Annotated in this window: 12 protein-coding genes; 4 read left to right on the forward strand and 8 right to left on the reverse strand. The window is 73.8% G+C overall.

Features of this window, described 5'->3' with window-relative positions; translation table 11 throughout:
* Positions 1-228 precede the first annotated feature (228 nt).
* Positions 229-1,053, forward strand: coding sequence for a pirin family protein (locus CG736_RS09695; protein WP_157815497.1), 825 nt, complete (start codon positions 229-231; stop codon positions 1,051-1,053).
* Between the two features lie 11 nt (positions 1,054-1,064).
* On the opposite strand, the gene CG736_RS09700 is transcribed toward CG736_RS09695, so the two are convergent.
* Positions 1,065-1,892, reverse strand: a complete 828-nt coding sequence (locus CG736_RS09700) for a serine hydrolase (RefSeq protein ID WP_100585772.1) — start codon at positions 1,890-1,892, stop codon at positions 1,065-1,067.
* A gap of 114 nt (positions 1,893-2,006) precedes the next feature.
* Here CG736_RS09700 and CG736_RS09705 point away from each other — a divergent pair, with 114 nt between their 5' ends.
* Together CG736_RS09705 and CG736_RS09710 are read left to right on the forward strand one after the other, a co-directional pair.
* A complete protein-coding gene (locus tag CG736_RS09705; protein ID WP_100585773.1) occupies positions 2,007-2,519 on the forward strand; it encodes a MerR family transcriptional regulator in 513 nt (170 codons plus the stop codon).
* Positions 2,516-3,526, forward strand: a complete 1,011-nt coding sequence (locus tag CG736_RS09710) for an aldo/keto reductase (RefSeq protein ID WP_100585774.1) — start codon at positions 2,516-2,518, stop codon at positions 3,524-3,526. The genes CG736_RS09705 and CG736_RS09710 overlap by 4 nt, the downstream gene beginning before the upstream one ends.
* A 7-nt stretch (positions 3,527-3,533) precedes the next feature.
* Here the strand turns inward: CG736_RS09710 and CG736_RS09715 are convergent, their stop codons facing one another.
* The 7 genes from CG736_RS09715 to CG736_RS09745 form a co-directional block, all read right to left on the reverse strand.
* Complete coding sequence (locus tag CG736_RS09715; protein ID WP_100585775.1) at positions 3,534-4,724, reverse strand: alpha/beta hydrolase; 1,191 nt, start codon at positions 4,722-4,724, stop codon at positions 3,534-3,536.
* A 144-nt stretch (positions 4,725-4,868) separates the two neighbouring features.
* Positions 4,869-5,204, reverse strand: coding sequence for an MmcQ/YjbR family DNA-binding protein (locus CG736_RS09720; RefSeq protein ID WP_100585776.1), 336 nt, complete (start codon positions 5,202-5,204; stop codon positions 4,869-4,871).
* 67 nt (positions 5,205-5,271) lie between these two features.
* A complete protein-coding gene (locus tag CG736_RS09725) occupies positions 5,272-6,480 on the reverse strand; it encodes an acyltransferase (protein WP_100585777.1) in 1,209 nt (402 codons plus the stop codon).
* A 22-nt stretch (positions 6,481-6,502) separates the two neighbouring features.
* A complete protein-coding gene (locus CG736_RS09730) occupies positions 6,503-7,597 on the reverse strand; it encodes an alpha/beta hydrolase (protein ID WP_100585778.1) in 1,095 nt (364 codons plus the stop codon).
* Between the two features lie 138 nt (positions 7,598-7,735).
* Positions 7,736-8,410: a response regulator transcription factor gene (locus tag CG736_RS09735; RefSeq protein ID WP_100585779.1), complete on the reverse strand. Its 675-nt coding sequence runs from the start codon at positions 8,408-8,410 to the stop codon at positions 7,736-7,738.
* A gap of 24 nt (positions 8,411-8,434) precedes the next feature.
* On the reverse strand, positions 8,435-9,694 hold the full coding sequence (locus CG736_RS09740; RefSeq protein WP_232733900.1) for a sensor histidine kinase: 1,260 nt from the start codon (positions 9,692-9,694) through the stop codon (positions 8,435-8,437).
* An 88-nt stretch (positions 9,695-9,782) separates the two neighbouring features.
* A complete protein-coding gene (locus tag CG736_RS09745) occupies positions 9,783-10,448 on the reverse strand; it encodes a TetR/AcrR family transcriptional regulator (protein WP_043913817.1) in 666 nt (221 codons plus the stop codon).
* Between the two features lie 127 nt (positions 10,449-10,575).
* On the opposite strand from CG736_RS09745, the gene CG736_RS09750 reads away from it, so the two are divergent.
* A complete protein-coding gene (locus tag CG736_RS09750) occupies positions 10,576-12,162 on the forward strand; it encodes an MFS transporter (RefSeq protein WP_100585781.1) in 1,587 nt (528 codons plus the stop codon).
* The last annotated feature ends 170 nt before the right edge of the window (positions 12,163-12,332 follow it).

Below are 12,332 nucleotides of genomic sequence, written 5' to 3' on the forward strand. Positions count from 1 at the left end.
GCGGCGGCACGGGCCGGCTGCGCCGGACGTCTGGCGGACCTCTTCTCCGGGCCCCGGTCGGCGGGCCGCTCCGGGGCGGGGGGCTCGCCGGACGTCCGGTCGGATGCTTTGTCGGGTTTCGCTGAAGCGGATGGCACGGCACTAGCCTGCCTCACGTGGACGGGTGCTCGTGCACACCCCGCGCCGAGAAGACCGGTGGCACCGGTCACACCGGCTACCGTGGTGCCCGTGAGCGTGGATTCCTCGGCCCGGGACGGGCACCCCTTCGAAACCTCCGAACCCGCCTCCGCGGCCGGACGGAAGGAGCGCGGACGCGCCGATCTGCGCCGCACCGGCGAGCGTTACCTGTCGGAACCCGCCGAAGGCGTCACCACCCGGCACGCATTCTCCTTCGCCGGCCACTACGACCCGAAGAACACCTCGTTCGGCGCACTGCTCGCCTGCAACGAGGAGACCCTCGCCCCCGGCGCCGGGTACGACGCCCACCGGCACACCGACACCGAGATCGTCACCTGGGTGGTCGACGGAGCACTGGCCCACCGCGACGACGCGGGCCACGCGAGCGTGGTCCGGCCCGGCATGGTCCAGGTCCAGTCCGCGGGGGCGGGCATCACCCACACCGAACGCAACCTCGGCGGGGCGACGGAGCCGGTGACATTCCTCCAGATGTGGCTCCAGCCCGACCGGTTCGGCGTCGAGCCGGGCTTCGGCATCCGTTCCGTCCCGGCCGCGGACGGACTGACCCTGCTGGCCTCGGGACGCCCCTCGGACGACGCGCTGCGACTTCGGCGCACCGACGCGGCCCTCTGGCTGGTCCGGGCCGGCGCGTGGGCGGCGCTGCCCGGACTCCCCGCCGCCCCCTACCGCTACGTGCACGTCGTCGCGGGCTCGGTCGGCTACCGCACCGTCCCCGGCCCGCAGGGCGGCGGGCGCTCGGCGAGCGCCGGCGACGCGATCCGGATCACGGGAGACGCGTTCGCGGACCCGACGGCGGGCGGGAACGGCGTCGAGCTGCTGCTGTGGGAGATGGGCTCGCCCTTGCAGTTCGGCTGAGCGCCGCCCGCCTAGATCTCGGCGAGGACCGCGTCGCTGAGCTGCGGCCACACCTCCGCCGCCCACGGGCCGAAGTCGCGGTCGGTGAGGGCGAGGCAGGCGAGGTCCGCGGTGGGGTCGACCCAGAGGAAGGTGCCGGACTGGCCGAAGTGGCCGAAGGTGGCGGGGGAGTTGGCGGTGCCGGTCCAGTGCGGGGTCTTGTGGTCGCGGATCTCGAAGCCGAGGCCCCAGTCGTTGGGGCGGCGGTGGCCGAAGCCGGGCAGGACGCCGTTGGTGCCGGGGAAGGCGACCTCGCGGGTCGCGGTGTGCAGGGTGGCCGGGTCGAGCAGCTTGGGGGACTGGAGTTCGGCCGCGAACCGGGCGAGGTCGGCGGCGGTGGAGAGGCCGCCCGCGCCGGCGGGCGCCCGGTGGGCGGTGTTGATCATGGTGGCGTGCATGCCGAGCGGCTGGAAGACGGCCTCGGCGGCGTACTGGGCGAACGGGATGCCGGAGGCGTGCTCCAGGGTGGCGGCGAGGACGTCGAAGCCGGCGTTGGAGTAGAGGCGGCGGTTGCCGGGGGCGGCCATCACGCGGTGCTCGTCGAAGGCCAGGCCGGAGGTGTGGGCCAGCAGGTGGCGGACGGTGGAGCCGTCGGGGCCGGCCGGGTCGTCGAGCTCGAAGACGCCTTCCTCGACGGCGATCAGCACCGCGTAGGCGGTGAGCAGCTTGGTGACGGAGGCCAGCGGGAACAGGTGGTCCTGCGGTCCGTGCGCGCCGAGCAGGGCGCCGTCGCTTCCGCGTACGACCGCCGCCGCTGCGTTCGGTACCGGCCAGTCCTCGATCGTGCGCAAGCTCTGCATGGGCCGAACTCTAAACGACGGGTGGGGAGATCCGTTGTGCCAGGCTTGCTTGGAGTGCACTCCAACTGAGTAGCGTCGGAGTCGTCGTCGCCGAGACCGGGGGTCGAGTTCCAGATGGCAGCGTCGGAGCAGTGGAGTGAGCGGCTGTCGGGGTGCGAGCGGGCGTTCGGTGCGCCGAGCGCGGTGCCCGACCGGACGCCGCGGCACGGGATCAGCGAGGTGTCCGCGACCAGCGGACTGTCGGCGCACACGCTGCGCTGGTACGAGCGGATCGGTCTGCTGGACCCGGTGGACCGCTCGCACGCGGGCCAGCGCCGGTACAGCGACGCGGACCTGGCCCGGCTGGCGTTCCTGACGAAGCTCCGGCTGACCGGGATGCCGGTGGCGGACATGGTCCGGTACGTCGAGCTGGTGCGGGACGGGGACGCCACCCGGGCGGAGCGCCGGCAGCTGCTGGTCGACCACCGGGCGGAGGTCCGGCAGCGGCTCGCGGACCTGCACGCCACGCTCGCCGTGATCGACCGGAAGATCGACCTCTACGGCGAGCCGCCCGCGGCCGGTACGGACGGCGACGACACGACGGAGACCACGGGGCATCGCCCGATCGAGGACAGGAAGAGCGCATGAGCAGCATCGAGACCACCCGGCTCGGCAGCAACGGCCCCGTCGTGGGCGTGCAGGGCCTGGGATGCATGGGGATGAGCGAGTTCTACGGGCCGACCGACACCGAGGAGGCGCTGGCCACCCTCGGCCGGGCGCTGGAGCTCGGGGTGACCCTGTTCGACACCGCCGACATCTACGGTTCGGGCGCCAACGAGGAACTGATCGGCCCGTTCGTCCGGGCGCACCGCGACCAGGTGGTGCTGGCCACCAAGTTCGCCATCGAGCGGCGCGCCGACGACCCGGGCCACCGGGGCGTCAACAACGACCCGGCGTACATCCGGCAGGCCGTGGACGCCTCGCTGCGCCGGCTCGGCGTGGACGAGATCGACCTGTACTACATGCACCGGCGCGACCCCGGGGTGCCGCTGGCCGAGTCGGTCGGGGCGATGGCCGAGCTGGTCGCGGCCGGCAAGGTGAAGCACCTGGGCCTGTCCGAGGTGACCGGTCCGGAACTGCGCGAGGCGTACGCGGTGCACCCGATCGCGGCGCTGCAGTCCGAGTGGTCGCTGTTCGCCCGGAGCCTGGAGCGCACCGCGGTGCCCGCGGCGGCCGAGCTGGGCGTGGCGCTGGTGCCGTACTCGCCGCTCGGCCGGGGCTTCCTGACCGGGGCGTTCGCCGACGCCGCGCAGCTGGGTTCGGACGACTTCCGGCGGTACCTGCCGCAGTTCACCGGCGAGAACGCGGCCGGGAACGCCGAGCTGGTCGCGCCGATCCGGAAGATCGCCGCCGAGCGCGGGGTGACGGCCGCCCAGGTCGCGCTGGCCTGGGTGCAGCAGCGGGCCGAGGTGCACGGCCTGACGGTGGTGCCGATCCCGGGCACCCGCAAGCGCAGCCGGCTGGAGGAGAACGCCGCGGCCGCCGCGCTGAAGCTGACGGCGGAGGAGCTGGCCGAGCTGGACCTGATCGGCGGCCGGGTGCAGGGCACCCGCTACGCGGACATGAGCAACACCTCGGACGCCCGCGAGGTCTGACGAGTCGTCAGTTGCCGAAGGTCACCGAGCGGCTGACGTCGCTGTAGTGGCCGAGGGCGATCGCGGCGAAGTTGTGCCGGCTGGCGGTGCCCTCGGCCAGGTAGCCGTTGTGGCCGCTGGCGCCCGCCGAGGAGACGGCCGTCGCGCCGAACGCCTGGGTGGTCGGATCGGCGCCGTGGCCGAGGCCGCCGACCTCCAGGTACGGCACGTTGCCGATCCAGTCGCCGGGGTTGCGGGCCGCCCAGACCTGGACGCCGGTGCCGAGTTCGGCGGCCGACTCGACGCCCATCCCGGGGCTGCCGAACGCCACCAGGTCGGTGGGCTGCGCGCCGTGCACGGACGGCGCGGCGGCGCCGCACACCACCGAGCCGTAGGAGTGGCAGAGCAGCGCGGGCGGCGCCTCCGGCCGGCTGGTCTGCCGCAGGCCGGCGAGCAGGCGCTCCAGGCGCGGCGCGGCGGCCTCGGCGAGCCGGGAGGTGGCCGCGTCCGGGCCGAGGCCCTGCGGGGTGACGTAGCCGGTCCAGGCGACCACCGCGGTGCGGGTGCCGGGGGCCTGGGCGCGCTCCTCGGCGTACAGGGCGCGGCCCATGCCGGCGGGGGAGCGGAGCGGTTCGACGGCCTGGTCGAAGTGGCCGAGGTCGGCGTCCGAGCCGGGCACCAGGACGGCGACCCGCCGGGCGCTCGCCAGGTCGCCGTAGACCTCGGTGACCAGGCCGCGGCCGCGCGGGTCGAAGGCCAGGATCTGCCGGCCGGGGGCGAGCAGCGCCTCGGAGTCGTTGGCGCGGGAGACGGCCAGCGCGCGGGCGGCCGGGTCCAGGGTGCGGTCCTCGGCGCGCTGCCGGGCCCGGTCGCGTTCGGCGGCGACCGCCTCCCGGTTGGCCCGGTACCGGACGGCCAGCGGCGCGCCGTCCAAGTTGCCGACCACCAGCGGGTATTCGAGGATCAGCCGGTCGAGGTCGGCCTTCGTCAGCGAGGCGAAGAAGGCGGCCACGGCGGCCGGGTCGGCGGTCGCCGGGTCCGGCAGGGCGCGGCCGAAGGTGCCGTCGGCGACCCAGGCGGCGCTGCCGGCGGGCGGGGTGGTGATGGCCAGCTGCTCACTGGACGCGGTGGCCTGGGCGACCGCGGCCCCGGCGTCCACCAGCGCCGCGCAGCCCGCGAACACGCCGATCAGGATCCGCTTGACCCGCCTGCGGTGCATGGCGTCCACTCCCTCGGGCCGGGACATCGCAGCGGGACGGGCCCGATGGTGCTACGACTGCCAACTACTAGTCAGCCAGACTAGAGGGCGGCAGACGCGCCGGGCAGGGAGCAAACAGTGTTCCGCGTCACATTCCCCCGGACGCTACCCCTCGTACCCCTCCCGGACGCGTTTCGGGGCGACCGAGCGCCACGCCTCGGTGAGCAGCTCGCGCAGCTCCTCCGGCCCCACCCGGGCGAGTTGCACCCGCACCCAGCCGAACCGGCCGGTGTACGGGGCCACCGAGTACACCTCGGGCGCGGCGGCGATCAGTTCGGCCTGCTCGGAGACCGTGGCCTTCACCGAGACCTGCCCGGACTCCGGGTGGCCCATCGCGAAGATCTTCCGGCCCACCCGGAACGTCTCCTGCTCCCAGGTGGTCTCCCGGTGCGCCTGCGGCAGCCGCAGCGCCAGCGCGATCAGTTCGTCGAAGGTCGCCATGGCCGCCAGGGTAGGGCCCCGCACCGACAGGGAGCGGGTGATGACGCGTCGACGGATTGACGCGGCGTCAGACCGCACCGAAGGCGTACACCGCGAACAGCGCCGCGCCCGCCGCGGCCGCCGCCCGCCAGGCGCGGGACCGCCACGGGCCGTCGAAGCGCCGGGCCCAGCGGCCGATCAGCGCCAGCACCACCGCGAACACCGGCAGCCAGGCCAGCCGGGCGAGCGCCCACAGGCCGGAGTCCGGGGCGGTGGTCAGACCGGGCACCGCGCCCAGGTGCGAGCCGGCCAGCGCGGTCAGGAACATCGCGGTCTGGTGCCAGCAGAAGATCGTCATCGCGCCCAGGTTGACCACCACCACCGGCAGCCACAGCAGCGGCCGGCGCAGCGCCCGGCCCAGCCGGTCCTTCAGCAGCATCGCCGCGCCGCCCTGCACCGAGGCCAGCGCCAGCACCAGCAGGGACGGCGGGTGCGAGTTGGTGCGGGCCGCGCCCGGCACGCCCACCATGCTCGCCGGGTAGTGGAACACCAGCAGCAGCACCGCGAACAGCGCCGCCCCGCCGAGCGCCGTCAGCCACGCCCCGGCCCGGGAGATCCGGCCGTGCGCCCAGTCCACGCCCAACTGGTAGGCGAACAGCCAGCCCGGCAGCAGGTTCAGCAGGCTCAACCACCCCGGCATCGACGCGCCCCACGGCCCGTACCGCAGCAGGTCCACCGCCGCGACGGCCGCCAGCAGCGCCGCCGAGGCCCAGCCCCGGCTCCAGGAACCGAACCTGACGCACAGCGGGGTGAGCGCCGTCAGCACCAGGTACATCGCGATGTACCAGAGCGGCTGCACCATCAGCACCGCCCCCGTCCGCACCGTGTCCGCCGGCACCCCCAGCCCGCGCAGCACCGGGATCAGCGCCGCCCACACCGCGGCCACCCCCAGCACCGGCCGGGCCAGCCGCAGCACCCGGCCGCGCAGCCACTCCCCGGCGCCCACCCCGCGCTCGGCCGACCGCCGCAGCGACAGCGCCGACGCCCGGCCGCCGACCAGGAAGAACACCCCCAGCATCTGCAGCACCCAGCTCAGCGGCGCCATGAACGACAGCGCCGCCAGCGGGCTCGCGTTGTGCAGCACGTTGTCGGAGACGGTGAACCCGCCGAGCAGCCAGTGGCCCAGCGGCACCGAGAGCAGGGCGACGGCGCGCAGGCCGTCCAGCGCGCGGTCGCGGGTGGCGGGGGTCTTGGCATCGACGGTCGCCGCGGCGCGACGAACGGAAACAGGCAGCATCGGACGTCTCCTCGACAGATCGTCAGGCGGTGGTGGGGGAGCCGGTCGCGGCGAGAGCGGCGAACGCCGCCAGCGAGGCCGAACCGGGGGCGAAGTAGTCGCTGTGGCCGTGCGAACCCGTCGACGGCAGCAACTGGGCGCCGAAGCCGGGGGACGTCGGGTCGGCGCCGTGCCCGAACCCGAGGAACGAGACGTTCGGCACGTTCGAGATCCAGTCCTCCGGATTGCGGACCACCGCCCACACCGGCACCCGCACCTCGTCCGCCCGATCCAGGCCCAGGCCCGGCGAGGCGAGCACCACCAGCCCCGCGACCTGCGCCGGATCCGGCGCGGACCGCCCGCACACCACCGAGCCGTAGCTGTGGCAGAACAGCGTCACCGGCCCGGTCACCGGGGCCAGCCCCGCCACCAGCCGCCCCAACCGTGACGCCCCCGCCCGGGCGAGCTCCTCCCGGGCCGCGTCCATCCCCACCCCGACCGGCGTGGTGTACCCCACCCACGCCACCACGGCGACCTTCTCGCCGCTCTCGGCGCGCAGCGCCTTCGCCATCGCGGCGAGCCGGTCGGCGGTTCCGAGGTCGACGTCCGAGCCGGGCACCAGGACGGCGGTGCGGGTGTCGTGCGTCAGGTCGCCGAAGACCTCGGCGAGTTGGCCGCGGCCGCGGGGATCGAACGCCAGGAGCCGGCGGCCGGCCAGCTCGCGGTAGCGGGCGGCGTGCTGCGCGGCCAGTTCGCGCTCTTCCGCGGTCAGCGCCGGATTGTCGGCGCGGGACTGCTCACGGGCGCCCTCCTGGGCGACGGCGAGCGAGTTCGCCAGGTAGCGGAGATCGATCGGCGCGCCGTCCAGGTTCCCGACCACCTGGGGGTGCCGGAACGCGAGCTGCCGCTGCTGCTCGGGGGTCAGCCCCGAGAAGAACGTCGCCACCTCGGCCGGCGAGGCCTTCGCCGGATCCGGCAGCCGCACCCCCAGCCCACCGTCCGCCACCCACTCCGCGGACCCCGGCGGCGGCCCCGTCAGCGGAGTCTGCGCATCCGCCGACGCCCACGACCCCACCCCCAGCACCGCCACCAGCACCAACCCCGCAACGGCCGTCCTTCGACGCAGACGCGACAGCACCGCTTCCTCCTCCCGTTCGGCAACAGGGAGGAAAGTAGGAAGAGGGTGACCGAGGGGGCGTCAACCTGCGGAGCCAAGCGGGGAGTCATACCGGGGTGGGAGCGAGACCAGTGGGAGCACCGGTCTGTCTCCCACCCTCTACCCGCCGGGCTGGACCAGGCCGCTCTCGTAGGCCAGGACGACTGCTTGGGCGCGGTCGCGGAGGTTGAGTTTGGCGAGGATGCGGCCGATGTGGGTCTTGACGGTCTGTTCGGCGAGGACCAGGTGGGCGGCGATCTCCTGGTTGGAGAGGCCGCGGGCGATGAGTTCGAGGACTTCGGTCTCGCGCGGGGTGAGGCCGTTGAGGCGGAGGCGGGGGTCGCGGCGGGGGGTGGGCCGGTTCTGGGCGAAGTCGGCGATCAGGCGGCGGGTGACGGACGGGGCGAGGAGGGCGTCGCCGGCGGCGACCACGCGGACGGCGTTGATGAGGTCGGCGGGCGGGGCGTCCTTGAGGAGGAAGCCGGAGGCGCCGGCGCGGAGGGCCTCGTAGACGTAGTCGTCGACGTCGAAGGTGGTGAGCATCAGGACGCGCGGGCGGTGGACGGTGCCGGGCGGGGGGTCGAGGAGGCGGCGGGCGGCTTCGAGGCCGTCCATCTCGGGCATGCGGACGTCCATCAGGACCACGTCGGGGTGGGTGTGCCCGCTGACCTCCAGCGCCTGGCGGCCGTTCGCGGCGTCGCCGACCACGTCGATGTCGGCCTGCGCGTTGAGCAGGGCGGCGAAGCCGGCCCGGACCATCGCCTGGTCGTCGACGATGAGGACGCGGATGGTCATGCGGTGTTCTCCCCTGGGGCGGCGTCAACCCGCGGTGGCGGGACGGTCGATCGGCAGGACGGCGGCGACCCGGTAGCCGCCGGCGGCGGTCGGGCCGGTGTCCAGGGTGCCAGCCAGCAGCCGGACGCGCTCGCGCATTCCGGTCAGACCGTGCCCGGTGGAGGCGGAGGTCTCGACGGCGGGGGCCTTGCCGGGCGCCGGGTCGTTCTCGACGTCCACGGTGAGCGCGCCGTCGGCCGCCGCGACCCGGACCCGGGCGGTGGCGCCGGGCGCGTGCCGGACGACGTTGGCCAGCGCCTCCTGGACGATCCGGTACGCGGACAGGCCGACGGCCTCGGGGACGGGGTCGAGCCTCCGGACGTCGTCGGCGAGGTCGAGCTCGGCGTGGACGCCGGCCTGGGCCACGGTGGCGAGCAGGCCCGGCAGGTCGGCGAGGCCGGGCTGCGGGGCCTTGTCGGCCTCGGTCTCGGCGGCCCGGAGCACCCCGAGCAGGCGGCGCATCTCGGTGAGCGAGCCGCGGGCGGCGGTGGCGATCTGCCCGAACTCGGTGACGGCGGGCTCGGGCAGGCCCTCGATCCGGTACGGGGCGCTGTCGGCCTGGACGGCGATCACCGACATGTGGTGGGCGACCACGTCGTGCAGCTCGCGGGCGATCCGGGCGCGCTCCTCCAGCAGGGTGCGCCGGGCGCGTTCGGTCTCGGAGATCTGCTCCTGGGCGGCGAGCAGCCGTCGTGCCTCGCCGCGGCCGCGCAGGCTCCAGCCGAGCAGCAGGATCACCCCGGAGAGCGCGGTGACCACCACGGAGGTGCCGTCGAAGTAGTCGGCGAAGACGGACCAGCTGAGGCTGTTGCCGACGAAGGTGACCGCCCAGACGGCGAGCAGGGTCCGTCCGCGTTCCCGGATCGCCAGGAACACCATCAGGAACAGGTAGCTCAGCAGGGTGGTGACCGGCCACGGCCAGGCCTGGGTGGCGGCCTCGCCGTGGGTGACGATCGCGCCGACCAGCACCGACGGCGCCACCAGTTGCCAGGCGGTCAGCGGTCGGACCAGCGCCAGTGCGAGCGCCCCGGCCTGGACGGTGGCCAGTGCGGCGGCGAGGCCCCCGTTCACCCCGTAGAACCTGGTCAGCGCGACGATGCCGGTGGGCAGCAGCGCACCGATCATGGCCAGGACCACCACGAAGGGCAGCGCCCGGACCCATGCTCTGCGGGCGTCGGCCAGCGGCGGCCGGTTGTTCGGGACGGGCTCGACGAGGGCGCTGAGGAAGGTCTTCCAGGTGGTCACCGGCCCGAGAGTAGGGCGAGGTGGGGCCGGTGTCCTCATACTCCGGTCGGGCGCGGCCCTGATACCGCAGTACTACCGGGGCCCGGGGTCAGCGCCAGGAGCCGGCCAACGCCGGTCCGAGCTGGTCGAAGTGGCGCTCGATCAGGGACAGCATGCCGTCCATGCAATGGCCGTGCTGGTCGGGCGCGGCGGCGTACGACAGGTGGGAGAGCCGCACCACGGTGCCGAACACGGCGGCGAGCAGCCGGGGGCGCAGGTCGACCGCCGGGTCGAGGCCCTCGCGGTCGGCGAGGACCCGGGCCACCTCGACCTCCTGGTGCAGGGTGTGCCGCAGGTGGGCGGCGAGCAGGGTGGGGGTGGACTCGATCAGTTCGAAGAGTTCCAGCGCGCCCGTGACGGTGCCGCGTTCGGCGACCCGGCCCTGGTCGAGCGAGTGCCACACCTGCCGGACCGCGCCGCGCATCGCCTCCAGCGGGCTCTCCGCGGCGGGCCGGCCGCGCAGCAGCTCCAGGAAGGTCTCCTCGGCGTCGGCCAGCACCGCCAGGGCGACCTCCTCCTTGTTGGCGAAGTACCGGAAGAAGGTGCGCTGGGAGACCTCCACCGAGGCCGCGATCTCGTCGACCGTGGTCTTCGCGTAGCCCTGCTGCAGGAACAGCCGGTGGGCGGCGTCGACCAGCGCGTCGCGGGTCTTCTGCTTCTTGCGTTCGCGCAGGCCAGCGGAGTGCGGGTGGACGGCGGAGACGGGGGTGGCCATGGTTCAACGATAGCGGTCTGCCACTTGTCATCAAGTGACACGAGTCACCGCTTGTCGATTGTCAGCGACTGACATAATGGCCGAGCCGCTCTCTCGTCACACCATACGAACGGGGATGTCCCGAGCCATGAGCCAGTCCGTCGTCATCGACAAGGAAGCGGCCCCGGCCGCCGGAGGGAAGCTGCGGGGACACCCCTGGCTGACCCTGCTCACCGTCGCCGTCGGCGTCATGATGGTCGCCCTCGACGGCACCGTCGTCGCCATCGCCAACCCGGCGATCCAGACCGACCTGAAGGCCAGCCCCGCCGACATCCAGTGGGTCACCTCCGGCTACCTGCTGGCCCTGGCGGTCTTCCTGATCACCGCCGGCAAGATCGGCGACCGGTTCGGCCACAAGTCCACCTTCCTGGTCGGCGCGGTCGGCTTCGCCGCCACCTCCGCCGCGATCGGCTTCGCCGGCTCGATCCAGCAGGTGATCTTCTTCCGCGTCCTGCAGGGCCTGTTCGGCGCGCTGCTCCAGCCCGCCGCGCTCGGCCTGCTGCGCGGGGCCTTCCCCGCCGAGAAGCTCAACATGGCGATCGGCATCTGGGGCGGCGTCATCGGCGCCTCCACCGCGGCCGGCCCGATCGTCGGCGGCCTGCTGGTCGAGCACGTCAACTGGGAGTCGGTCTTCTACATCAACGTCCCGGTCGGCGTCGTCGCGGTGCTCCTGGGCGTGCTGATCCTCAAGGACGTGCGCTCCGAGAAGGCCGCCAAGTCCTTCGACATCCCCGGCATCGTGCTGCTCTCCGGCGCGATGTTCATGCTGGTCTGGGGCATCATCAAGGCCCCCACCTGGGGCTGGGGCGACCCCGCCACGCTGCTCTTCCTCGGCGGCGCGGTGCTCGCCCTGGTGGCGTTCGCGGTCTGGCAGAACTTCGCCAAGGAACCGCTCGTCCCGCTCGCCCTGTTCCGCTCGGTCCCGCTGTCGGCCGGCACCCTGCTGATGGTGCTGATGGCGTTCGCGTTCTTCGGCGGCATCTTCTTCGTGACCTTCTACCTGCAGAACGTCCACGGGATGGCCCCGGTCGACGCCGGCGTCCACCTGCTGCCGATGACCGGCATGATGATCGTCGGCGCCCCGGTGGCCGGCTTCCTGATCGGGAAGGTCGGCCCGCGCATCCCGATCGTCGGCGGCATGCTGCTCACCACCGGCGCGATGCTCGGCATGTCCACCCTGGACATCCACTCCGGCAACGGCGTCATGTCGCTCTGGTTCCTGCTGATGGGCCTCGGCCTCAGCCCCGTCATGGTCGGCGCCACCGAGGTCATCGTCGGCAACGCCCCGCTGGAGCTGGCCGGCGTGGCCGGCGGCCTCCAGCAGGCCGCGATGCAGGTCGGCGGCAGCCTCGGCACCGCGGTGCTCGGCGCGGTGATGGCCTCCAAGGTCACCAGCGCGCTGCCCGGCAAGTGGGCCGCCACCGGCGTGCCGTTCCCGGACGGCGAGCAGGGCGAGCAGCTCAAGCAGGCCGCGCAGCTCGGCATCGCCCCGCCGCTGCCGGAGGGCACCCCCCAGCAGGTCGTCACCGGCATCGCGGACGCCGTCCACTCCTCCTTCGTCAGCGGCATGGGCGTGGCCTTCACCGTCGCCTCCGTCGTCGCCCTCGCGGCCGCGGGCCTCGGCCTGCTCACCAAGCGCGGCGCGAACGAGGCCGGTCCGGCAGTCCACATCTGACGCATCGCCAGAAGGCCCGTCCGGGGAGGGGAGTTCCCTTCCTGGACGGGCCTTCCGTCTGTGCCTTCCGCCGCGAAGCGGGAGGGCAGAACGCCGAAGATCCGCCCGGGGAGGGGATTCCCTTCCCAGGGCGGATCTTCGGCGTTCTGCCCTACGCCCCGCGCCCTTGC

It is taken from the genome of Kitasatospora sp. CB02891 (assembly GCF_002803145.1).
Taxonomy (GTDB): Bacteria; Actinomycetota; Actinomycetes; order Streptomycetales; family Streptomycetaceae; genus Kitasatospora; species Kitasatospora griseola.